At 58.2% G+C, this 23,035-nt stretch carries 18 protein-coding genes and 4 pseudogenes; 9 read left to right on the top strand and 13 right to left on the bottom strand.

What is annotated here, in order from left to right:
* Positions 1–204 precede the first annotated feature (204 nt).
* From NQV17_RS35870 to NQV17_RS35840, 7 genes and pseudogenes are all read left to right on the top strand, one after another.
* Entirely contained in the window at positions 205–462 is a 258-nt protein-coding gene (locus NQV17_RS35870) for a hypothetical protein (protein WP_257775876.1), read from the top strand.
* A gap of 30 nt (positions 463–492) precedes the next feature.
* The gene (locus NQV17_RS35865; RefSeq protein WP_257775875.1) at positions 493–927 is read left to right on the top strand and encodes a hypothetical protein; all 435 of its coding nucleotides are present in this window, start codon (positions 493–495) and stop codon (positions 925–927) included.
* A gap of 126 nt (positions 928–1,053) precedes the next feature.
* Complete coding sequence (locus NQV17_RS35860) at positions 1,054–1,269, top strand: hypothetical protein (RefSeq protein WP_257775874.1); 216 nt, start codon at positions 1,054–1,056, stop codon at positions 1,267–1,269.
* A 473-nt stretch (positions 1,270–1,742) separates the two neighbouring features.
* Positions 1,743–2,282: a hypothetical protein gene (locus tag NQV17_RS35855; protein ID WP_257775873.1), complete on the top strand. Its 540-nt coding sequence runs from the start codon at positions 1,743–1,745 to the stop codon at positions 2,280–2,282.
* 356 nt (positions 2,283–2,638) lie between these two features.
* Positions 2,639–3,004: a hypothetical protein gene (locus NQV17_RS35850; protein WP_257775872.1), complete on the top strand. Its 366-nt coding sequence runs from the start codon at positions 2,639–2,641 to the stop codon at positions 3,002–3,004.
* 9 nt (positions 3,005–3,013) lie between these two features.
* Positions 3,014–3,745 (top strand): hypothetical protein, encoded by a 732-nt coding sequence (locus tag NQV17_RS35845; RefSeq protein WP_257775871.1) that lies wholly within the window; start codon positions 3,014–3,016, stop codon positions 3,743–3,745.
* Positions 3,746–4,040: 295 nt separating this feature from the next.
* Positions 4,041–5,597: pseudogene (locus NQV17_RS35840) on the top strand (Tn3 family transposase); the annotation flags it as partial.
* Between the two features lie 464 nt (positions 5,598–6,061).
* On the opposite strand, the gene NQV17_RS35835 reads toward NQV17_RS35840, so the two are convergent.
* The 11 genes and pseudogenes from NQV17_RS35835 to NQV17_RS35785 all read right to left on the bottom strand — a co-directional run bounded on the left by NQV17_RS35835 (position 6,062) and on the right by NQV17_RS35785 (position 17,601).
* Positions 6,062–7,009: an electron transfer flavoprotein subunit alpha/FixB family protein gene (locus NQV17_RS35835; protein WP_257775870.1), complete on the bottom strand. Its 948-nt coding sequence runs from the start codon at positions 7,007–7,009 to the stop codon at positions 6,062–6,064.
* 14 nt (positions 7,010–7,023) lie between these two features.
* Complete coding sequence (locus tag NQV17_RS35830; protein WP_257775869.1) at positions 7,024–7,773, bottom strand: electron transfer flavoprotein subunit beta/FixA family protein; 750 nt, start codon at positions 7,771–7,773, stop codon at positions 7,024–7,026.
* An 85-nt stretch (positions 7,774–7,858) separates the two neighbouring features.
* Positions 7,859–8,317 (bottom strand): SIS domain-containing protein, encoded by a 459-nt coding sequence (locus NQV17_RS35825; RefSeq protein WP_257775883.1) that lies wholly within the window; start codon positions 8,315–8,317, stop codon positions 7,859–7,861.
* A gap of 144 nt (positions 8,318–8,461) precedes the next feature.
* Positions 8,462–9,481, bottom strand: a complete 1,020-nt coding sequence (locus NQV17_RS35820) for a sugar ABC transporter substrate-binding protein (RefSeq protein ID WP_257775868.1) — start codon at positions 9,479–9,481, stop codon at positions 8,462–8,464.
* A 114-nt stretch (positions 9,482–9,595) separates the two neighbouring features.
* Positions 9,596–10,533: pseudogene (locus NQV17_RS35815) on the bottom strand (FAD-binding protein).
* 13 nt (positions 10,534–10,546) lie between these two features.
* Positions 10,547–11,295: pseudogene (locus NQV17_RS35810) on the bottom strand (electron transfer flavoprotein subunit beta/FixA family protein).
* A 111-nt stretch (positions 11,296–11,406) separates the two neighbouring features.
* Positions 11,407–11,877 (bottom strand): hypothetical protein, encoded by a 471-nt coding sequence (locus tag NQV17_RS35805; protein WP_257775867.1) that lies wholly within the window; start codon positions 11,875–11,877, stop codon positions 11,407–11,409.
* Positions 11,870–13,504 (bottom strand): GMC family oxidoreductase, encoded by a 1,635-nt coding sequence (locus NQV17_RS35800; protein WP_257775866.1) that lies wholly within the window; start codon positions 13,502–13,504, stop codon positions 11,870–11,872. Before NQV17_RS35800 ends, NQV17_RS35805 begins: the two co-directional genes overlap by 8 nt.
* A gap of 20 nt (positions 13,505–13,524) precedes the next feature.
* A complete protein-coding gene (locus tag NQV17_RS35795) occupies positions 13,525–14,982 on the bottom strand; it encodes an aldehyde dehydrogenase family protein (protein ID WP_257775865.1) in 1,458 nt (485 codons plus the stop codon).
* Between the two features lie 55 nt (positions 14,983–15,037).
* Positions 15,038–16,045 carry an ABC transporter permease gene (locus NQV17_RS35790; RefSeq protein ID WP_257775864.1) on the bottom strand — a complete coding sequence of 336 codons (1,008 nt, stop codon included), beginning with the start codon at positions 16,043–16,045 and terminating at the stop codon, positions 15,038–15,040.
* Positions 16,042–17,601, bottom strand: a complete 1,560-nt coding sequence (locus tag NQV17_RS35785; RefSeq protein ID WP_257775863.1) for a sugar ABC transporter ATP-binding protein — start codon at positions 17,599–17,601, stop codon at positions 16,042–16,044. The genes NQV17_RS35790 and NQV17_RS35785 overlap by 4 nt, the downstream gene beginning before the upstream one ends.
* Before the next feature lie 803 nt (positions 17,602–18,404).
* On the opposite strand from NQV17_RS35785, the gene NQV17_RS35780 reads away from it, so the two are divergent.
* Positions 18,405–19,376 (top strand): helix-turn-helix domain-containing protein, encoded by a 972-nt coding sequence (locus tag NQV17_RS35780; protein WP_257775862.1) that lies wholly within the window; start codon positions 18,405–18,407, stop codon positions 19,374–19,376.
* A 318-nt stretch (positions 19,377–19,694) separates the two neighbouring features.
* Here the strand turns inward: NQV17_RS35780 and NQV17_RS35775 are convergent, their stop codons facing one another.
* A complete protein-coding gene (locus NQV17_RS35775) occupies positions 19,695–20,762 on the bottom strand; it encodes a porin (protein WP_257775861.1) in 1,068 nt (355 codons plus the stop codon).
* 691 nt (positions 20,763–21,453) lie between these two features.
* A complete protein-coding gene (locus tag NQV17_RS35770) occupies positions 21,454–22,518 on the bottom strand; it encodes an IS110 family transposase (RefSeq protein ID WP_062885190.1) in 1,065 nt (354 codons plus the stop codon).
* 145 nt (positions 22,519–22,663) lie between these two features.
* Here NQV17_RS35770 and NQV17_RS35765 point away from each other — a divergent pair.
* Positions 22,664–23,035 (top strand): annotated as a pseudogene (locus NQV17_RS35765) (transposase); the annotation flags it as partial.

The following is a 23,035-nucleotide window of genomic DNA, read 5'->3' as shown; positions in this document are numbered from 1 at the left end:
AGATCGGCACGGCGAGTTATCAGGTGGGACACTTTTGCCAGATTGGCGTTTCTCGGCGACACTTTCGTCAGTCCGTTGGCCGCCAGGGCCGGGCAGGCGGGGTGGGCGCCACCGCCGCGCGCGCCGCGCCCGCTCGGCGCCGTGCAGCCCGTTGCGCTTTCCGTACCGCTCACCACACCTGCCGCCGGCCGACAGGAGTCCACGATGAAATCCCGCATCTTCGGCCGCAAGCTCGGCACCGCGGCGCCGGTGGTGCGCCTGATCGAGAGCGACGAGCCCACTGCCGACGGCGGCCCGATCGATCCGGGCAAGTTGGAAGCCTTCACGGTCGAGAACGCGTGGCGGGCCGTGCAGGGGTCGCGGGCGCAGGGCATCGAGGGCTACGTGCTGTTCCGCGACGACCCGACGCCGTATGCGTTCACGCCGGACGCCGATTTCGTCTACCCGGCCGTTCGGCATTGACCCAACGCACTGCCGCCACTTCGGAGCGACATGAACACGCCCGCCGATGATCTGACCAACCCGCCGGTCGTGCTCCCGGAACTGCTCGATGCCGATCAGAACGTGCGCGACGCGTTCGCGCAGCATCTAGCGCCCGAGCTCGATGCGTTGTTGCAGGGGCTGGCCAACAGCTTCCGGCACCTACAACCGGTGCTGATCGCCGGTGAACGCGTGGACCTGCCGCGCACCAACCTCACGATTGCACTCGCGCTCGGCGTGCTCGACGACGTGGTGGTGGCCACCAAGCTGCTGACGGCGGGCAAGCTTCCGGCCGCGGGCAACGTGATGCGCCAGGCGATCGAAGGCGTCGCGATGACCTTGCTGTGCTCGGCCGATCAGGGGCTCGTGATCGTGGCGCGCCCGAAGCAAGGCGACCTCCGGGGCCGCTATTGGGAATTGGTGCTGGCCGACAACCGGCTCGTGTAGGGGCAACGCGCGGTCGAGCAGCTGGGCTGGAACGCGGCGACGCTTGGCGTCAACCCGGAAGCGGTTGACGCGCTGGCCGGCGCCCAACGATTCTTCCATCCGTTTAGCCATTGCGGCCGATTCACGTTGGCGAGCCGGGCGGCGCTCGAGGTGCCGGGCCAGTTTCATCTCGGCGGTCATTTCGACGCGGCGAAGCTGCCGGGCTACCGCATCCACCTGCAGCACCATATCGGGCTCTGTAGCCTGCTGCCGCCGCTGCTCGATTACCTGCTCGGCACGCTGCCGCCGGCGCATGCAGCGCCCGCGGCGGCCGACACAATCGACCCGCCGACACCGGCGTAACGACTGCTTCCGAGGAAACCACCATGCAATTCAACGTCGTCGACGCGCGCTCGACACGGATACCGGTCCGGTCGGCACTCTGGTCGGACGCGTTTGCGCGACGTCGTCAGCGCATGCCTGGAGTGGCCGCATGAGCACGTGCGAGCTCAACAACGCGCTCGAGGCGGCCGGCCACCACGCGATGGAACGGCTCGACCTCGACCCGCACGGCCGGCACGCGGCCGCCGCGCGCACGCGAAACAGGCCGGCCGGCAGCTGGCCGTGGCCAGACTCGACCGGGCGGATGCCTCGCCGCACATCCAGGCCAATCCGCCGCTCTATCATGACCATCAGCTACGTCGAGGCCGAAAAAGCGCGCTTTGCCGCGCTCTACGGCGGGACGGGCGGGGTCGATATGGCGGGCCTGGACGCGTGCCTGCGCGCGCGGGGCGCTCGATCGGGCGGTCCACGCGGCCGATGCCGTGTGTCTCGTGATGGATGCGATCTTCGGGATTGCGGCCGATTATCCGCACGCCGTGCTGCCGTTCTTCGACGACGTGCCCGAGGTCGGCACGTTGAGCCAGGCGGCCGCCGTGTGGCTCGCGGCGCGCGACGCCTATGACGCGGCACGCGCCGAGGCCGACGCGCGTCAGGCAGCATGGGAGGCGTCGCAGCCGTCCGCGGCGGAGCTGATGCAGGTGGTGGAGGCTGAAGCGAATGGGGAGGGGACGTCGTTCGATTTCGAAGGCTACACGCTGTGGCACGAACCCGATCACGGCGGCTGGTCGCTGACCAATGCATACGGCATCGACCACTGCAGGTTCCTCGCGTCGGAACGGGACTCCCAGCAACTGATCGACACAGTGCGGCGCGGCCAGGACATCGGACCGGTACCGCCCGGTTGCGAGGAGCCGGATGCGCCGTACGAGGATCAGGCGGACATCGACGCGATGGGCGCGTGCCATGACGCTGCGATCGCACTTATGGCTCGGCTCGGGATTCCGGGCGATGGCTCTGCGCCGGCCGCCACCTGATACACGCTCGCGTGACGTTCACCCGTTGACGAATCCGACCATGCCGCCTACCGATACGGATCACCCTACCCAGGACGATTGCAGTACGCGCGCGGCCGTCCCGCCGGGTTACCGCTCGTCGAGCCCCGCGCGACTGCAGGACTGCGTGCGGCGGTACCGCGGCACGCTGCCGGCCGACGTCGAGCAGGCGTCGCTCGATGCCGCGCACGAGCTCAAGGCGAGCGAGGAGCGTTTGCGGCCGTGGTCGACCAGAAGCACGCGCTGCAGCGCCGGCTCGCGCAGACTGAATCGAACCTGCGCGCGGCGCTGGCGCTGCGCCCGCGCCCCGACGCGTAGCCCAAACCACCAGGACCTCAATGCAAGACGCGAGTACCGGTGACGGCCGACCCGCACCCACGGCGTACGCGGCGCCGCTGCTCGCGGCCGAACGCGGCTATACCCACGAACTGGCTTTGCGGGAGGCGGAGTTCTTCGTGACCTTGCGCCACACCGACGCGATGCCCGATCCGCAGATCGACGCGTTCCTGATCGTCAACGACGGCGGTTACCCGTTTCTGCTCGGTTTCGTGCGCGAGGGCCTCGGGATCAGGCTGCTGTTCAACTGCTACATCGCCAGCAGCCTCGAGCGCGAGCTGCTCGATACGCACACCGTAGACGTGCTCGAGTGCGCCGCCGGCGCCGAACGGCGCTATACGGTTCCGCTACAACATGCGTTTGATTGAGGATCCGGTATGAGCACAATCGATCCGCGTCTTTCCCTGGCCCATCGCCTGCGGCGAAGGGTTGCCACCGCGGACTGGCGCGGAAATGCTCGCCGCTCCTGGCATCTGATCCTCGCGATCGCCGCGTTTTGGTTCGGCTGGTGGCTGTTCGAATGGGGCAATTGGGAACGTGCGGCGGCTCGCGCCGGCGACCGCCAGGTGCTGGCGGTTCGTCACGCGATTCGCGAGACGCTGCAGTTCGTGGATGCGGTGTCGGTGCTCGAGCACGCGCTCAGCGGGATCGGCATGGCGGCTTTCGGCATGGCGGTTCTGCAAATCTACAACTTCGCCTATCACCCGGCAGGCGAGAACGGATCCACGTTTCCGCGCTGGGGGCGGGCACTGCTGTTCATCCTGATCGCGAGTGCTGCCGCAACGTTCGCATGGCCGATGACCTATGGCCACACGGGGCCGCTAGTGGTGCCGGTGGGGTTGCTCGTGATTGGCTGGTGGCTGGCGCGACCAGATCACCTGAGCCGGCTCGCGCTCGACGCGCCGGGCCGTTTCATCGCGCTGGTGGGCGGGCTGGCGTGGCTCAACTTTGATCTCGGCTGGAAGCTGCAGCAGTGGCCGACCACACACGACACGTTTGGTGTGGTGCTCGCGCATCTGCTGGCCAGCGCCGGGACGCTGATCGCATGCAGCGCTGGGGTCGGCTCTGCCGTGCGGCGCTTCTCGTGGCTGCGAACGGCGGGGATCTGAGATGACCCTGCTGCGTCTGACGCCTGCCCACTTTGCGCTGTAGCGCGCGTACCTCGAGGGGCCGGACGAGCCGTTGCTGCACGCGCACTACGACGTGCGGGGCACCGACGTGCGCGTCACGCGCCGCACACTCCCGACGCTGGGCGATACGCTGACGATCGCCGCGCACCTGTTGTGCCTAAAGCCGGGCGGCCTGCCGCGCGACGCGCATGCGGGGGGCGCCGAGGGCAGGGCGGTCGGCGAGGTGCCGACGCTCGAGGTCTTCCGCGCCGAGGTGGATCCGGATGCGTTCTACGGCTCAGTTTTCATCGACCACAGCTTCTCGTTCAGAAGTCAGCTGCATATGCTGATCTCGGCCGAGCAGTGGAAGGCAAAGCGTAACAATCACTACGGACACCTCGGCCTGCCCCAAGACCCGAACGAATTTCTCGGACCAATCCTTGAACAGCTCGAACAGCGCCTCGCACTACTCGATGATGCCGTGGTCAATGGTTCGATCCGTGTTGATACTGCTGTCCACCTCGACCCGATGGCTGCGCAGGATCCAGACGCACAAGCCGATCAACTTCGCCGTCAGATCTTCGAAGCTCATCCGCCAGGCCAATTTCCCGAGATCATCCTCGAGATCGATAGTGCGACACGCTTCAGTTGGACCCTGCTTGGACGCGAGCCGCGGTCGCGCACCGAGTTACTGATGGTGTATTCGGCGATCCTGGCTCACGGCACATCGCTGACGGCTGCTGATATTTCTCGGATGGTCCCGGAAGTGTCAACTGAGGCGATTCGCCAAATGATGAAGCGTCTCGCGGACGAACGAATGCTGCGTACAGCGGCCGACGCCGTCCTTGAATTCATGCACGAACACCCGATCGCCGCCCACTGGGGGCGAGCTGATCTAGCATCGTCCGACATGATGTCGCTGGAGACAACCCGGACGATTTGGCGAGCGCGTGCGGATCCACGTCGCCGGACTGCATCCATCGGGATGTACACGCATGTGCTGGATCGTTGGGGCATTTTCTACGACCAACCCATCGTCCTGAATGAGCGGCAGGCAGGTGCAGCAATCGAGGGCGTCGTCCGGCAAAACGCTACCAAGGACATCGCTCAGCTCGCTGTCGATACCCACGTCTACACCGATTTCGCGATGGGAGTGTCCCGGGCACTTGGCTTTGATTTATGCCCTCGCCTGTCACACCTTCGTGACAGACGTCTACACGTGCCTCGCAGTCAGGCGATACCGGCGCGGCTCGCAGGGGTCACGGATCGGGACGTCCGACTTGGTCTCATCGTTGACGTGTGGGACGAATTCGTGAGGATCGCCGCATCGATTCGCTCTGGTCAATGCACGGCTGTCGAAGCGATTGCCAGATTCGGATCAGCTGCTCGAGGGCAGGCTGTGTACGATGGCGGCGTTCAGATCGGCCGCTTATTCAGAAGTATCTTTTTGATCGACTACTTCACCAATGCCTCTTTCCGGTCGGAGTTGCAACATGCCCTGAATCAGGGAGAAGCGGTGCATACCGTGCAACGCGCAATTCACATCGGTCGCATTCCGGTAGAGCTAGCTCGGCGCCAAGGATCTCTCGCGGCAGTGTCATCGGCGTTGACCCTGCTCTCGAACATCTTGATGGCTTGGAACACCACCCACATGCAACGAGCCCTGGCGAACATCGAAGCTAGCCGAGGGCAACCGATCGCGACCGAGCAACTCCGGCGAATCGCCCCCACTCATATCGAGGGCATCAACTTGCGCGGCACCTTCAATTTTCCCGTGTCACTGTACGCAAAGCGGATCTTACCGAGCATCGCGGCCGACAACCCCATTCCGTCAACCAGTCGGAGCGCCTAACGACGGGGTGTACTGGCGCCGCCGGTCGAGGGACCGCTCATCTTCAACACGGTCACGTCTGGAGATGCCCTCTGCTTCGTTAGCGAAGGGTAGACACTAACCCATTGTTTTGTTGGAATCATTTTTTGGGGCCACAAGGCAAAGCCTTGCCAGGCTTAAAGGCGTCTAACCGGAAAAGCGCATAGAAATCAAAGGCACCCCATGGTAGCAAGCTGCAATTTGAAGCGCGACACACGACCGTCCTCTGACACGGGAATCTAGTACGGTCGCGTTGGCCGGTCGACGCAGGTGGATACCCGATCGGTCGATGCGGTGTCGCGGCATCGATATTTCAATGGCACATGCGGGGTTCAAATCGGTTAGGTATTCATAATTTTACATAATATGTACTAGCAAATTTTTGTTTGTAGCAGCTGAGTTCAAATGTCCGTACAAGCGCTCCATTGTCCGCGCGTTCCATTGCTTCACTGGGAGTTCTCATTGGCCGCGCGCGTGAGCTCCGGTACAAGTGTGAACAGATCGCCCACTAGGCCGTAGTCCGCGACGCTAAAGATAGGCGCCTCTTCGTCTTTATTGATCGCAACGATGACCTTGCTGTCCTTCATCCCGGCCAGATGCTGGATCGCGCCAGAAATGCCCACGGCAACATACAGTTGCGGCGCAACGATTTTGCCGGTCTGACCGACCTGATAGTCATTCGGCACGAAGCCCGCATCGACTGCCGCACGCGATGCGCCGAGCGCCGCGTTCAGCTTGTCCGCCAGCGGTTCGAGCACCTGCGCGTAGTTCTCGCCGCTGCCCAGACCGCGGCCACCCGAGACGATGATCTTCGCCGACGTCAGTTCCGGACGGTCCAGCTTCGTCACTTCGCGGCCCACGAACTGCGAGAGGCCGCTGTCTGCTGCTGCCTCGATTTTCTCGACCGCGGCGCTGCCGCCTTCGGCTGCGACTGCGTCAAAACCCGTGGTACGAACCGTGATGACCTTGATCGGGTCGACCGATTGCACTGTGGCGATCGCGTTGCCGGCGTAGATCGGACGCTCGAACGTGTCGGGCGAATCCACTGCCGTGATGTCGCTGATCTGCGCGACGTCGAGCTTCGCTGCGATACGCGGTGCAATGTTCTTGCCGTAAGCCGTCGCGGGAGCGAGGATGTGCGAATAGTCCTTCGCGATATTCAGCACCGTTGCCTCGACGTTTTCCGCGAGACCTTCTGCCAGTTGTGACGCGTCGGCGAGCAGCACCTTCGCGACGCCTGCGATTTTCGCAGCGGCATCGGCCACAGACTGAGCGTTGTGACCCGCGACCAGCACATGCACGTAGCCGCCGATCTTCTGCGCGGCGGCCACCGTGTTCAGCGTCGCAGCCTTGATCGACGCGTTGTCGTGTTCAGCAATTACCAGATTCGCCATTTGCTCTGTCTCCTTCACAGCACCTTGGCTTCGGTCTTCAGCTTCTCGACCAGCGTCTTCACGTCCGGCACCTTCACACCGGCGGAGCGCTTCGGCGGCTCGGCGACCTTCAGCGTCTTCAGGTGCGGCGTGACATCAACGCCGAGATCTTCCGGCTTGATGACCTCCAGCGGTTTTTTCTTCGCCTTCATGATGTTCGGCAGCGTGACGTAACGCGGCTCGTTCAGGCGCAAGTCCGTCGTGACGACAGCAGGCAACGTCAGCGATAACGTTTCTGCGCCGCCGTCCACTTCGCGCGACACGGTCGCTTTACCGTCGGCGATCACGACCTTCGACCCGAACGTTGCCTGCGGCAGGCCTGCCAGCGCAGCCAGCATCTGTCCAGTCTGGTTTGAATCGTCGTCGATCGCCTGTTTGCCGAGGATGATCAGTTGCGGCTGTTCCTTGTCGACCAGCGTCTTCAGCAACTTGGCCACCGCCAGCGGCTGCAGATCTCCGGCGGACTCGATCAGGATCGCGCGATCCGCGCCGATGGCCAGCGCCGTGCGCAGCGTTTCCTGCGATTGCGTCACGCCAGCCGACACAGCAATCACTTCAGTCGCCACGCCCGATTCCTTCAGACGCACGGCTTTTTCAACCGCGATCTCGTCGAACGGATTCATCGACATCTTCACGTTCGCGATATCGACGCCCGTGCCATCCGACTTGACCCGGATTTTCACGTTGTAATCGACCACTCTCTTAACAGCAACGAGTATTTTCATTTCAATTAAAGTAGTATCACTAATTATTTTACAAGCTCAAATTTTTCGCATGAAAGCGTCGAACTCGAACTTCGAAACGATAGAACTAGATCACGCCGGAAGTACGCATATCCGCGAGATGGCGCTTCATGTCCTGAACATCGCGTGTGTGCGCCTCTCCTTTCCTGAGCGCCACGCTCGTCGACAGAATATCCACTACCACGAGTGCAGCGAGACGCGACGTGGTCGGCGTGTACACGTCGGTGTTTTCAAGTGTCTCCGCGACAACCGCGACATCACAATATCGCACGAGCGGTCCGTGTGATCCGGTGATGAGCACCACGTGCGCACCGCGCTCCTTTGCCGTGCGCGCCACCTCGATCAGCGAACGCGTCGCACCTGTATTCGAAATCGCCACCACGGCGTCACCGGGCTTGAGCATTGAAGCCGCAATGAACTGCTGATGCGAGTCCTGATGGGCAATACACGGCACGCCGAAGAGCGGAAACTTCTGTTGTGCATCCAGCGCCACAATGCCCGACGCGCCGAAGCCGAAAAATTCGATACGCGAATTCAGGCGGCTTTCTAAAGTCGGAGTTCAATCGCGAGGTTATCAAGCTGAAACTCGACGGAATGAGTCCCGTCGAGTATCGAATCCGTTCCGCTTAATCCTAGCTACCAACCGCACAACCATCGCGAGATCCGATCGTTATTTCCTTTGAATCACGTTGCCCCAGATTTGGGGGTCGTTGACATTGTTCTTCGACACCAGAATCGCCGGGATCATGTCGTACAGAACACCATTACGGCTAACGACTTCCGAACCATGGTCCGTCTTACCGATCGAAACCCTTTTTCCCTCGAGGGCGCTCTTAACGTACATCGAGGTGTACTTTGCATACCCGAGAAGGTTTTGGGCAATCGTAATATCGACTTGTCCGGCACGAATCGCGTTCATTGCCTCGGGTCCTCCGTCGATGGTCGCCAAAAAGACGTGCGCTGGATCGCCAGCAGGCTTCAACCGCCCGTTCGTGCGGAGCACTTGGAGAATGGCCGTCAGGTACTGGCAATCCGAAGCGAGCGACACGCCTTTGATGTCAGGGTGGGCGATGAGAAGCGCTTGCAACTGGTCCGCCGCAACCCGGGTGTCCCATTTCGATTCGCCTACGACTACTTTCGTGTTCGGGAATTTCTTCTTCATGCAGTCCATGAAGCCGTCGTGGCGGTTCCGCCCCGCGAGGTCTGCCAAATTGCCTGTGATGTACGCGACGTTGCCCTTCTTTACGAGCGGGCCGAGACTCTCACACTCCATCTCACCCATGAGATAGTTGTCCGTCGTAACGTTGACAAACACCTGCTTGTCGTCGATGCCAATGTCCGGCCCCACCATCGGAATGCCCCGCTGCGCGGCCCGGTCGACGACGGGACCGACCGCCTTGCTGTCGATCGGCACAACGACCAGAGCCTTCACGCCCTGAGCAATCAGCGTCTCCATGTCGCTCAGTTGCTTCGAGAGGTCGCCATTGGCATTCGCTACGGGCAGTGGGATCAATCCCTGCTGCTTAAGACCCTCCGTCACGAGCGACGATTCGGCCTGATAAAACGTATTGTTAATATATGACCAAGAAATCCCGATCTTGGCACCACTTGTGTCGGCCGCGGTTGCGGGGAAAGATGCGGCCACTGCAACAGCGGCCATAACTAAGCTCACGGTTTTTACGATGTTCACGTTGTCTCCTTCTTAGAATCAGACTGCTATCGAGTAGTCGCGCAAAATGCGCATTTACGCCACGACGCTGACGGCGCGCAAAGGGCGCATGCTGAGAACCGGTGGCAAACTCTGCTACCGGAGCGGGGTGACAAGTTCTGGCACCGCAGTAAAGAGATCCGCAACAAGGCCGTAGTCAGAAACACTAAAAATCGAAGCCTCCGCGTCCTTGTTGATTGCAACAATGGCCTTCGAGTCCTTCATGCCGGCGAAATGCCGCATCGCGCGTGTAATGCCAACCGCGATATAGACGTACGGAGCGAAAATTTTTCTCGCTCTATCCCACCTGAAAATCGTTCGGAACGTAACCGGCGTCCGTAGCAACGCGTGACGCACCTAATGCAGCACTCAGGCGCTTGGCCAGTGACACCAATACGCGTTCGTAGTTCTCCGCACTGCCAAGTGCCCCGGCGACCCGAAACAACGATGGAAGCGGTCGAAAGGTCAGGCCGGTCCGATTGCGTAATTACTCGCTCGACAAATTCTGTCAGCCCCGAATCGGCCGGCACGTCGATGTGGGAGATGGGTACCGAATTATCCGCGAATCGCGCAGCATCGAATGCTGTCGCCCGAACCGTGGCGACGATAACGCGGTCCGCGGAGCGAACTGTCGCGATCGCGTTCCCGGCGCAAATCGGACGCTCGAAGGTATCCTTCGCAATCAACGCAGTCAGTTCACTGATTTCTGCTACATCAAGCTTCGCTGCGCTTCGCGGTGCAATGTTCTTACCGGATGCCGTCGCAGCCGCGAAAATTTGCGTGTAGCCTTCGACAATACTTAAGACAACGGCTTCAATCACCTCGACAAGTGCCGGTTCGAGATAGAAAGCGTCTGCCAGCATGAACTTGGCGACTCCTTCGACTTTCGATGCCGCGTTCGCAACCGCACGAGCGTTGTTCCCTGCGACGAGAACCTGTACATCACCACCTATCTTCGCGGCCGCGGTAACTGTATTGAGGGTCAACGTCTTAAGCGAAATGTTATCGTGTTCCGCGATGACCAAAATCCCCATTTGTCCCTCTCCGTTAAAGCACCTCGGCTTCAATCTTCATCTTGTCAACCAATGCGCCGACGTCGGCTACCTGAAGACTGCCGACCCACGCCGGCGGCTCGACTGCCTTGAGCGTTGTCAAGCGCAGTGCGACGTCCACATCCAGTCGCCCGGGGCATACCGTCACCAGAGGCTTCTTCTTTGCTTTCGTGATACTCGGCAAGGTCACATACCGAGGCTCATTCAGACGTAGGTAGGTTGGGATCACGGCGGGCGGCTTCATCGACAGGCACTCCGCGCCCCGGCTACTTCGCGCCAGACTGTTGCAGCGCCGTCAGCAATCGACACCTTGGACGCAAAGTTCGCTTGCGGCAGATCCACTAGAGCGGCCAACATCGGCCCGGTCTGATTCGAGTCATCGTCGATGGACTGCTTGCCGAGGATTACGAGCGAAGGCTCCTCTTTGTCAAATATCGCGCTCGGCAATTTCGCTTCGCCGAGCGGCTCAAGGTCTACCTCTGTCTCGACCAGGATGCCGCGGTCGGCGCCAATGGCCGTCTCAGTGCGAAGTGTTTCTTGGCTCAGGGCCGTGCCACAAGTCACTGCGATGACTTCGGTCGCACTACCCGCCTCTCTCAGACGCACGGCCTCTTCCACGGAAATTTCGTCGAATGGATTCATTGACATCTTCACGTTTGCAACGTCGACGCCCCTGCCGTCAGATTTCACACGAACCTTCACGTTGGAATTGACCACTCTCTTAACGGGCACAAGGACTTTCATGAAAAACTCCAACCCAACTATATATGCCGCAGCGCGCTGACCGTAGAGGCGAGCGAGGTATCGCACCTCAAAAGCTCGGGGGCATATGTGTCACCCCCTATTCAGCAAGCGTCAGACTGGAGTCGGAATGTAACGAGGACCGGTCGCCATGAATCGCTCGACAGTAGCCGTAATCTCGTCGTAGTCTGGGTTGTAATCGAGCGCATCCTGTCCCGGGTAGCGCAGCTTCCTGTTAATTTCTATATCCAAGAAATAAGCGCCCGCAATCAATTGGGAAATTAGGTCGAATGCGCTCCCGAGCCCCTTGAGACGTTCGAGTGGATTTTCCGGTGGATTTTCCGGAAGGCTCGCAAGAACTGCAACGAACTGCTCCTGCAGGTCATCCCGTGCGACAAGCGCCCTCGGCAACAGACTTCCCGGCACGTCGGCTTCGAGGGCTGACGGCAACTCTCCAACTGGGTCATCGGGAATCAGAACCTCGCAGGTCCACGCAAGTTGTGCGCGAACCGACTCAAGCGCCGCCTTCGCGTGAGCGAGTTGCATTTGGGCCCGGCCGCCCATTTTGATGACTTGTTCAGACATGGCTCGTACTCACTTTTTGATTTGCGGCATTCCGGATAATGGCTTCAGTATTACGGAGCGCGAGAGCCGCGACGGTTCCGGTCGGGTTCACAGACCCGGAGGTCGGCATCACGCTTCCATCCATGACATATAAGTTGGAAACATCGTGGCTGCGGCCATACCCATCTACCACCGACCTATCTCGGTCGTTGCCCATACACGAGGTGCCTAGAATGTGCCAACCTGTTTCCCGCAACTGAGGCGCAACAATTGTCTCGTAGGCGCCAGCTTCCTTCATCGACTGGATAGCCATCTCTTCGTTGTAGGCAAGAAGACGCCTTGAGTTCTCGGACGTGTGATAAATCACCTTCGCGAGAGGCAGACCGTCCACATCCCTCGCGTCAGGGTCAAGCATCACGCGGTTCTCGTCGCTTGGCAGGTCTTCGGCGAGGATGGCCCAATACGCGGAACGGCCAAATCGCTGCTTGATGGTCTTGTGAAAGTCTTGTCCCCAGACCGCGGTATCGCCCCATGGGTAGGAGTTGATTGCATTGAGCGGTCCGCCTGTCCCCATCAATTGCCACTTCGCCCCGCGTACGAAACCCAGCCCCGGCCGCGTCTCGGCGAACTCCAGCGAATAGGCACGCTGGCCCCACGGGCCCTGCCAGTTCTCAAAAAACTCTTCGAAGAGACCGACCACGCTGCTGAATGGATGCATCATGAGGCGCTTCCCGACCATCCCTGACGAGTTCCCCAAACCATTAGGGTGGCTCGTAGAAGCCGAATTGAGCAAAAGCCGCGGAGTGCCGATGCCATTAGCGGAAACGATAACAATGCGCGCCGCCTGAAAGTGCGTCTGACCGGTGTCGCGGTTAACATATGTCGCGCCCGTCGCGAGCCCAGCACCGTCGGTTTCAACGCGCAGCACACGCGCTTTTTGCACAAGCTTCACGCCCATCTTGATGTTCTTCGGCCAGTGCGTGCGGTCGACCGAGGCTTTTGCGCCATCGAAGCAACCCCACATGCAGGCCCCACGGCGCACACAAGGCTCGAGAGCCCCGTGTTTTACCGTTGCAATCGCGTTGGAGCCCGGCCACCAATGCCATCCGAGGCGCTCGTGGGCATTTGAAAACTTGCGATCCAGGTCGGTGAGTGGGAACGGCGGCAACGGAACTTCGAAGTGCGGGCTCGCCGGGTCTCCAGCAATTCCCGAAACCGAAAAATCCACGTCAACTCGATCATAGAATGGCGCGAGGTCTTCATACGTTAGCGGCCAGTCATCAGCAACGCCGTCGAGCGTTTTGACCCGGAAATCGCTGGGCTTAAGTCGATGCCATGCCGCTCCGTACAAAATCGAACTCCCGCCGACGCCATTCCACATCAACGGCGCAATATCAGATTCGCTGTCGTCGATAGGGTAATCGGATGTTGCCCGGCGCACGTTCGGCGACCAATTGAAAACCTTTTCTTTCGTGAGTTCAAACTCCGGCTCGGAGCTGCGAATGCTCGTATAGTCCGGGTATTCGCCTTGCTCGAGACAGATGACTGAATACCCTTCCTCAGCGAATCTCTTGGCCGCGACCGCTCCACTCGGGCCTGCTCCGACAATCAGAACGTCATAAATTTTGGAATTACTATCACTATTCATTTCATTTTCCCACGGAATGATTACGCAAAGTGGTTATATACAGTCTTCTTGCGAAGATAGCCTTCAACCCCGTGCTTGCCGTCCTCGCCTCCCAAGCCACTGCGTTTGTAACCTGTGTGGAAACCGAAGACGCTCTCTCCATTTCCACGATTGATGAAGTGCTCTCCGAAGTGGAGCTCCTGAATCATTCGCATGATCCGACGATTGTCACGAGTGAATAGGAAAGCCGACAACCCATACTCGGTCTCGTTCGCATATTTGATTGCTTCATCGAAATCCAATACTTTCATCAATCCAATAACGGGTCCAAAGTTCTCTTCCTTCATCAGCATCAGGTCGTTCTTGGGTACTTCAAAGACTGCTGGCCCAAACCAGTGTCCCCGCTTATGGTCAAGCTCCTCGCGCTTCTCGTTCAATTGAACGGCGCCTTCAACGGTTGCCGTCGCACAGATTCGCCGAAGCTTCGCGACTTCGCTCGCGTTCACGCGAGGACCAATGTCGACCGGCTCTTTCGGGTCACCGATGGTCAGCGCATTGACGCGCTTCACAAATTTCTCGACAAATTGGTCGTAAATACTCGCGTGCAAGTACATCCGGTCGTTTGCCGTACACGTTGTGCCAGCCGAGAAGAACTTCGACGAAAATGCCGCCTCGACAGCACGGTCAACGTCCGCGTCATCCATCACGATGAACGGTGACTTGCCGCCAAGCTCCAGGCGCAGCGGCTTCATCCGCTTAGCCCCAAGCGCGTAGATCTCTTCGCCTGCCCGCGCGCTACCTGTTACTGACACGAGGTCCGTGTGCGGGTGCGTGACCAGATGAGCGCCGACGGTTCGGCCGTCACCGACGATGACATTCAACACGCCCGCCGGGATGCCAGCACGACGCCCAAGCTCAGCAAGAACGAGAGTGCTCAGCGGCGTGATTTCGTGAGGCTTGATGACAATCGTGTTTCCTGTCGCGAGAGCCGGGCCGAGCTTGCGAGCGAAAAGCGCCACGGGGAAGTTCCACGCGGTGATGCCAGCGACCACGCCATAAGGTACTTTTTGAATCCAGATTTGTTCATCGCGATTGTCGCCCGGAAGAATTTCTCCTTCGATGCGTCGAGCGCTTTCCGCCGCGTGCTTCATAAGCTGGCCCGCGAACCAGAGTTCTCCCTGTCCCTCGGCGGTGAGCTTGCCCTGTTCGGCAGTCAGAATCTCGACGAGGTCACTGGCGTGCTCCGAAATCAGCGCGTTATATTTTTCGAGCACGTCGACCCGTTCACGTGCTGACAACGCGGCCCATGCCGGTAGCGCTGCGCGAGCCGCCGCAACCGCACGCTCGGCATCCTCCACGCAGCCCGCGGCGACGACCTCGACAAGCGTTTCGTCTTTCGGATTGAGAATTTCGCGACGCTCAGAGCTAGCTGAGTCAACCCAGGCACCGTCGATGAAGACCTGGCCACGCTTGATGCCAAACTTCTCGAGAAAACTCATTAGCAACTCCCTCAACAAAATGGGTATTTAAATAGATCGTGCTGCACACTTCGCACTAGCGAACCTGAGCACCACCAACGACACGTGTCAGAAGGAGCGCGACGACGATAATCAGACCGAAAGTCGCGTCGATCCAGTACGTGGCAACCTGCGCGAGCACCATGATGTTTTGGACGAGTCCTAGTAGAAGCACACCCAGGAACGCGCCAATTACCGAACCGCGACCACCGTTTAGACTCACGCCCCCGATGACTGCCGCAGCGAGCACTGAGAAAACGAGATTGGCGCCTTGTACCGAGGTCGCTGCGGCAATGCGGCCAGTCAACATGACGCCCGCGATAGCGGAGAGCACACCGGATGCAACGAATACCATCCACTTCACACGAGAGACGTTGATTCCGGCAGTGCGGGCGGCCTCCGGGTTGCTTCCCACGACGTAGACCGATCGTCCGAGCCAGTGATAACGTAAGAAGATGCTCATGGAGATCACTACGACACCGGCGACCCAGATAGGCATCGGAACGCCCGCGACCCTACCTTGTCCAAGGTAAAGAAACTCGTCCGGCAACCCGTAGACGGTGTTACCTTTGCCGACCCCCAATGCGAGACCTCTCAATAAAATGAGCATGGCGAGGGTCGTAATGAAAGCATTTAGCCGGATGTTGACGACCAGGAACGCATTGATGACTCCAGAAACGGTTCCGACGAGAACAGCGATCAGAATTCCTGCGAACCCATTCCACTCGTAACCAACGCCGCCACTAGTGGTAGGTGCCATCATGAGCGCCGCGCACATAGGCGCAAGGGTAACCACCGATTCGACCGACAGGTCAATCTCTCCGACTAGCAGCACCAGCAACTGAGCGGCGACCACCATCATCAGAATGGAAGACATGTTCAAAATGTTAAGCAAGTTGTTCAAACTGAGGAACACGTTACTAACGGAAGCTCCCCCAACCACCAGAATGATGATGAACGGAAGAATCGCGAAATTCTTGACGAGCTGAGATGCACCCGAGATGTGTAGCCGGGCATTGTGAGACGCGGTGATTGCGTTTTTCATCCTTCCACTCCTACACCTTCAATCGAAGAAACCAACTCATGCCCAGCCCACCCTGCTTGAAGCTGATCGGTCAACCTGCCTTTGAACATCACTTGGACCGAATCACAGATTTCCAACTCGCTCAACTCGTCGGACACGATGAGGACAGCAGTACCGTTCTTGGCCACAGCGACCACCGCTTCATAGAGAATCCGGTTTGAGGCTACATCAACACCCGCCAGTGGATTGACGAGAATAAGTACCTTCGGATTTGAAGCAAGCGCCCGCGCGAACACGACCTTTTGCTGGTTTCCACCGCTTAGTTCCGCCACGGATTGCTGCCCCGATTGAGCTCGAATACTCAGGTCGTTAATGCAGCGCGCTGCGTACTTGCGACGTGCCGTGAAATTGACCACGCCAAAGCACGATGAATCGCGCATGATCGACATCGACGCGTTTTCCTCGATGCTCATGTGACTAGCAAAACCATCGTGGTGCCGATTTTTTCCAACGAAACCAATGCCTGCGCGAATGCACTGAGCCACATCGCCCGGCATCAGGCGCACTCCATCCAGCGTCACTGAGCCTGAGTCTGGCTTAACCAGTCCTGCAAGGCACATAGCGAAATGATCCTTACCGGAACCAGCTAAACCGGCAAGACCTAAAATTTGGCCTCGTCGAATTTGCAGGTCGATATCAGAAAATTGATTCTTGGAGTTCAAGCCAGACACGTCGAGCACGACCGGCTGATCGTTCTTCTTGTCCTCATTAAGACAGCCAGCATGCCGAACACGGGCACCGCCAAATTCACCAGGCCCAACCATTGCCTCGACGAGTCGCGCCTGTGAAAGGTCGGCGACCGATGCACTTAATACTGAGCGACCATCTCGCAACACCGTGACGTCTTGGCAAATTTGAAAAATTTCCTCCAGGTAGTGAGAGATATACAGAAACGTAATGCCACGCTCTCGCAGAGCCGTGATCTTACTTATCAATGCATCTACCTCTCTTCGGTCAAGACCTGCCGTAGGCTCGTCGAGAATGATGAAACGGCAACCGAACGAAAGCGCCCGTGTCAGCTCGACTAGCTTGCTTTCCTCAACACTCAGCTTTCCCGCCTCAATTCGCGGATCAGTTTCCAGCCCCCATTCACGCAGCAGAGCGTCCGCGCGTTCGTACAAGCGGCGCCAATTGATTCGCGTGACGCCCCTGCCGGACGTCTCAGTTCGATTAAAGAACAGGTTCTCAGCCACACTCAAAGACGGCGCAAGACACGCACGTTGATACACGCACGCAACTTTACTCAACCAAGCAGCCCGGTCTGAGTGATTCGGGGCGGGTTGGTCATACAGGGTGACGGAACCGCTGTCGGGAATTTGCAATCCCGTAAGCACCGAAACCAGGGTTGACTTGCCTGCACCATTTCGCCCGAGCAACGCATGGGAGCGGCCTTCCGAAACTAGGAGGCGTACGTCGGTCAAGGCCTTCGTTGGCCCAAATGACTTCGAAACATCCTCAACGCGCGCAACACTACTAATCGGTGGCGCGGGTCGCATTTGAATCTGGACAGCACTCATATGATTTCCTTCGTAATGCAGGCTTTCGCGTCGGTCAAATTATGCGAGTCACACTCCGTCGAAAGGCGTCACTTACTCGCCAGGCTCCCTCAAACTTATTTGCGATATACCTTTGCTTTTGCCGTCACAAAAGCAGCCAATCGAATTCCGTACCATTCCGATTCACTATGTTCGAATAGCGTCCAGCACAACGGTCCGTTTCTTACGTGCAAAGGCAGCGAGGATGTAGGAGTTGAAATATTTCACGTAGAAACCTCAAGCGATTTCTCGCGTGTGCGATTGAAGGTACTCTTGCGTCATCGCAGGGAAAGCCCGATTTTCCTTTTCCCGTCGGCCCCGGCGGCGTGCTGAGCATCATGCACGCGGCGACAAATGCAAAGCTTGATCCTGCTTCTACAAACGACCGCTTTTCCATAACTTGCCTCCGGATCTATTTTTTCAACTTAGACGCCGCCTAGACAGCGTAACTCGGTGATGTCACTTTAATTACGCGGCGAGCGGAAGGCTGCTCTGAACTTGCCTGCTTGCTGTCCTGAGACAGCCAGTCGCAAAACGATGCTCCCCTCCTCCCAGGGAACATCCCGTCTACGGACTATCGGGGCTTTCCGCATTCGGCGCGAGGGAGTTTTGTTCCGCACACCTAATCGAGTGGACGTAAGCCAGATGGGCTTATGCAAGACGAACAGAGAGACGAAAAGTCAATGAACTCGGGGTAAATCCCTATTTTCAGGATAGCATAAGAGTCTCATATATAGAGACGAGCGATCCATCCCGCAATTTTTTTAAAATTGTAAGGCAGGACTATGAAAGTAGACGCCGAGATCAACGTGACAAGCGTCAATGAGCGTGAGCGCTATGGCTACTGGCATGAAACTGTCTGTCGTCTCGTCTGCCGGACGGATACCCGACGTACTGAGGACGATTTGTTCCAGGCGTCCGTCCGCCGCAGCGCGCTTGGTCGACTGTCGCTCAGCACCATTGAATGTTCGGCGCTTGAATACGACCGCTCGTCGATTACCCTCCAGCAGGCCCCGATAGATGACTTTCTTATAAGCGTCCTGCTGGAGGGCGAAGGCCGACTTAGCCAAGCGGGACGGGACACCATCGCGAGGCCCGGTGAATTCGTGATGTACGACACCGCGAGGCCATATATCTACGAATTCCCCCAACCTTACAAATTGCATTTGCTGCAGGTACCTAGAAATTTAATGCTCTCACACCTGCCGAACGCGGAGAACTTGACGGCAATAACAATCAGTAAGGACTCCCCTCTCGGAGCGATCGTGAACGCGACGTTGGCGGGAGCAATTTCACTAGATATGTCCGGCAAAGACGCGCCGGCATTCAAGTTGGCAAGCTCATTGTTGAACGTTATTTCGGCAACGTTTGAGCACGATATTACCGGTTTCGACGCCGGCACTGACAGATTGGTCGGACTTCGGGAACGCGCCAAGCGTCATATGCTGGCGCACCTTGACGACCCGGACCTGGAGATCGACAGTATCGCGCGAGCAGTTGGCGCCTCCGCGAGGAGCTTGAGTCGCGCATTCGCGACCGACGGCACGACTGCCATTCGCTGGCTATGGCAACAAAGGCTCCAAGCAAGCTATCGTACCTTGCTTGAAGCGAAGTCAACCCGCATTGCAGACGTGGCGATCAAATATGGTTTCAGCAATTTCTCGCACTTTAGCCGTGTATTTCGACAGGCATATGGCTACCCTCCGAGTGAGCTTAACCGCGCGGCGAGCTTGTCTCAAATAGCGCCGGTCAACTGACACCGACTGGTAACCGCCAGACAGACTTCATCGGTCTCGCGGGCTTCACCGTTAGCGGCCGCCTCAAATCTCAAACATCGCCAAACGTGCCTGCTGTTAAGAGTCTCTCCATCTAACTTCATTGCATCCACCGACCCTGCGATGTGCTTCTTCTCAAAGTCACCGTTCTCATCGCGACACATACGTCGATTAGCGACGCCACAGACTTCCCGGTCGGAGTAACGGTCATAGAAAAAGATGGTCAGAAGATGTTGGCATCTTCCGACCGGTTACAAGGTCACACTTTTAAGACGATCGAGCCGCAACGACTCGCCGGCATTAGAAGTAATGCATCATACCAATATATCCGCCTTGCTGGTTACGCCCCTGAAGCGGCAGTGAGTCGGCTGTTTCGACAGGAAACGAAGCGATCCCTCCGTTGAACATTGCTCCGAAGGTCGCATAGAGGAAAGTGCGCTTCGAAAGGCTATATGTCGTGCCTACTACGCCTAAGTTTCCGCTACCTCCTCCATGGTTGACGTTCCCGTGGAACCATCCGACCTGAAAGGAAAGCGCGGAATTAACCTGATATGTCGCTCCTAGCCATTCTTGCTGATTCCTTGTGGCTTTGACCGGGTTCGTCGAATCAGCAACAGTGTCCTTTCCCGACGAGACGAGTTGCTGATAACCTGCGTAAAGCTTCAGTGCGCTCACCTGATAGGTGGCGCCAATCATGTATTCGCGTGAGGCGCTATAGAGACTCGAGAATTTTCCGTTTGCATCGCGTATTTCCTCGTAAAGCCCGTAGCCGTTGAACCCACCTTTCGAATACGTGGCGCTAGCGCTGAACTGTCGAGAATTTCGAAAACTCGCTGCGTCGTTACCGAAACCGTTCTGCAGTCTGAACGAGAATCCCGCCAACTTCGGCGAGTTATACGTGACCGTATTGGCACGTGACCCCCAAGCTCGCCCTTTTGCAAAGTTCGCGATACCTGTTGCTTGCTCGCCGAACGGGTCTAGATAATAGCCCGTTTCGTCCGTCAGGCTCATGACGCGACCGATCCATAATGCGCCGTACTGAGCATCGGCAAGGCCGACATATGCGTATCGATTAAATAGACTAGCATCCGGCAATTGGCCCTGACCGAGCGTAAATTCACTTTCGAGCTTGAAGACAGCGTGCAGTCCACCTCCGAGATCCTCATCGCCAGTCAATCCCCACCAACTGATGCCGTACTGGTTACTGCCGAAACGATAATTGGTCTTTGACTGCCCGTTAGCAGTAGCGACGTTGCTTACGAAATCCAGACCCGATGCGACACGCCCGTAGAGTGTAACAGCACTTTGTGCGTGCGCTGTGCCAGCGGCCAATACCAACACGGATGCGAAGTATAGAGCTCGTTTCATTTCGATATCCTTAATTATTTGCTGGAGTTTCCACAAAACAAAACTTCGATCATTCGCAGAGTATAACCACACCCCATATGCGGGCATCTCGGAGCGCCGATCTCTAGTGTCGTCCAGGCTATATGGCGACGTGCGTCCGGCAGGCACTATTTACATGTGGATCGGGCGAAGCAGAGTGTTAATGTATGCGTTAAAAGAGTGCCTTGCTCGCCTTCGCCTGCCAAAACTTTTGTTCTTTAAGCGCCAAAGGCATGATTTTGAAAGTAATGAGTCGGATTTACATGACATGGTCACCGTCGGCGACAGTAAGGTGAGATGTTAAGGAAGGTCTGCATAACCCGTTTTTGGAGTGCTGTCTTTTTTTCTGCGGTTTCGGCCGCGCGAATATGACTCGGCGTTAAAGCACTGGAGCAGCCCCCTGAAACGCCTACAAGGACCTTCGGGTTCTTGCAATGTCGTTCTGACATCTCTGCATTGCGGCACGATGGCGACGAGATGGACTGCGCACCTACAATCGGCCTGCGAGCGCGCTCGGCTCGGGCCAGAATACTAACCGCTCAGCAGGGCTCCATCCGGACAGCGGCATTGCGCTGTGCATGCCGAGCGTTTCATCGAGCTGTCCTGCTGCCGGTCCAACCTGTCGTCGATTCGTCCGTTGCAATCCGTCAGAGAAAGGCGCTGCTGTTGCTGCTTACTGTTCTTGCGGTTGCATAGGCGTAAAGCATGCCGGCACGTGGTCGGGCCTGAACGACTCGTCTCGCGTCAGTAGGGCCCAGATAATGCGCGCGTGCTTGTTAGCGAGGGCCACTAGGGCTTTTTGCCAGCCGAGCCTGCCCTGAACTTCTTGGAGCCATCGGGATAAGCGGTCAGTGCGTCGACCCGCCGTCATAAGTGCACTTCGAGCTCCAAGCACAAGCAGCATACGAAGATAGGAATCCCCACGCTTTGTAATGCTGCCAAGTTGAGATTTCCCGCCAGAGCTGTTTTGCCGAGGCGCGAGACCTAGCCATGCCGCGAACTGGCGGCCATTCTTGAACTCGCGTGCGTTTCCGACAGCGGCAATTAGCGCGCTCGCGGTGATCGGACCGACGCCAGGCAGCGCCATAATGCGGGAGGCTCGGTCATCCTGTTTTGCGTGCTGCTCGATCTGCCGATCCACTTCCCGCATCCGCTCATCGAGAACTTTGAGATGCTCCCACGCTGCGTAGAGAGCACCGCGAGTAATGCCGGGCAACTCATTGTTGGCGTCTTCCAATATTTCGGGAATACGCCGCAAGGCCTCGATTCGTTGAGGTATCGTGATCCCGAATTCGGCCAGCAGGCCACGCAGCCGATTGATGAGAGCAGTGCGCTCCTCTAGCCAACCCTGACGCATGCGATGAAGCGTGGCAATGCCTTGTTGCTCTACCGTTTTGACCTGAACGAAACGCATGGTGGGCCGTGCGGCAGCCTCACAAATCGCTTCAGCGTCCGCCGCATCATTCTTGCACCTCGCACCACCCTTGCGGTATGGGGCAACAAACTGCGGCGCGATCAGCTTCACCGAGTGGCCCATTGCGGTGAGTTTGCGCGCCCAGTGATGGGCGGATGCGCAGGCCTCCATCGCGACGTCGCAGGGCTGCAGGCGTGACATGAATTCGGCAAATCGCTCCGTGGGGATCGAGCGCCGCAAGATCACGTGCTCTTGTCGATCGACGCAGTGCAACTGAATAACACGCTTTGCTAGATCCACACCCATTCTGGATACGGCTTCCATATCTGACCTCCTCATCGGATCGTCAACGAATCGCGTCATTGTGCTCTTTCCGCCACGAAGGTCCTTGGCATTCGGACACAGTCACCCACTTACAATAACGGGTAGGCATACGACTGTGTTTTTGACTAACACCAAGCAAGAAGTGATGGAAGTATTGACGGGACCCGAGCGCCGGCGGCGGTGGTCGGTAGAAGAAAAAGTGTCGATGGTCAGGGAGACCTTCGAGCCGGGCAAGACGGTTTCGATGGTGGCGCGCCTGTACGGCGTGAATCCGAATCAGCTGTTTCATTGGCGCAAGCTCTACCAGGACGGCAGCCTCTCGGCAGTCAGTGCTGGCGAAGAAGTTGTGCCGGCGTCGGAACTGAGCGATGCCCTCAAGCAAATCCGTGAGCTTCAGCGACTGCTCGGCAAAAAGACCATGGAAAACGAAGTTCTTCGTGAGGCGGTGGAGGTGGCGAAGTCGCGAAAATGGATTGCGCGCTCACCCTCATTGCCGGGGGACGAGCAGTGAAGCAGG

Source organism: Burkholderia sp. SCN-KJ (genome assembly GCF_024656005.1).
Classification (GTDB): domain Bacteria; phylum Pseudomonadota; class Gammaproteobacteria; order Burkholderiales; family Burkholderiaceae; genus Burkholderia.
The sequence above is the reverse complement of the archived record's forward strand: the minus strand, read 5'-3'. Positions and strand labels throughout refer to the sequence as shown.

Coding starts and splice junctions, on each gene's coding strand:
- NQV17_RS35780 (WP_257775862.1), top strand. CDS start 18,405: ATGAAAGTAGACGCCGAGATCAACGTGACAAGCGTCAATGAGCGTGAG.
- NQV17_RS35830 (WP_257775869.1), bottom strand. CDS start 7,773: ATGAAAATACTCGTTGCTGTTAAGAGAGTGGTCGATTACAACGTGAAA.
- NQV17_RS35845 (WP_257775871.1), top strand. CDS start 3,014: ATGAGCACAATCGATCCGCGTCTTTCCCTGGCCCATCGCCTGCGGCGA.
- NQV17_RS35850 (WP_257775872.1), top strand. CDS start 2,639: ATGCAAGACGCGAGTACCGGTGACGGCCGACCCGCACCCACGGCGTAC.
- NQV17_RS35855 (WP_257775873.1), top strand. CDS start 1,743: ATGGATGCGATCTTCGGGATTGCGGCCGATTATCCGCACGCCGTGCTG.
- NQV17_RS35785 (WP_257775863.1), bottom strand. CDS start 17,601: ATGAGTGCTGTCCAGATTCAAATGCGACCCGCGCCACCGATTAGTAGT.
- NQV17_RS35805 (WP_257775867.1), bottom strand. CDS start 11,877: ATGTCTGAACAAGTCATCAAAATGGGCGGCCGGGCCCAAATGCAACTC.
- NQV17_RS35770 (WP_062885190.1), bottom strand. CDS start 22,518: ATGGAAGCCGTATCCAGAATGGGTGTGGATCTAGCAAAGCGTGTTATT.
- NQV17_RS35775 (WP_257775861.1), bottom strand. CDS start 20,762: ATGAAACGAGCTCTATACTTCGCATCCGTGTTGGTATTGGCCGCTGGC.
- NQV17_RS35800 (WP_257775866.1), bottom strand. CDS start 13,504: ATGAATAGTGATAGTAATTCCAAAATTTATGACGTTCTGATTGTCGGA.
- NQV17_RS35865 (WP_257775875.1), top strand. CDS start 493: ATGAACACGCCCGCCGATGATCTGACCAACCCGCCGGTCGTGCTCCCG.
- NQV17_RS35795 (WP_257775865.1), bottom strand. CDS start 14,982: ATGAGTTTTCTCGAGAAGTTTGGCATCAAGCGTGGCCAGGTCTTCATC.
- NQV17_RS35870 (WP_257775876.1), top strand. CDS start 205: ATGAAATCCCGCATCTTCGGCCGCAAGCTCGGCACCGCGGCGCCGGTG.
- NQV17_RS35835 (WP_257775870.1), bottom strand. CDS start 7,009: ATGGCGAATCTGGTAATTGCTGAACACGACAACGCGTCGATCAAGGCT.
- NQV17_RS35790 (WP_257775864.1), bottom strand. CDS start 16,045: ATGAAAAACGCAATCACCGCGTCTCACAATGCCCGGCTACACATCTCG.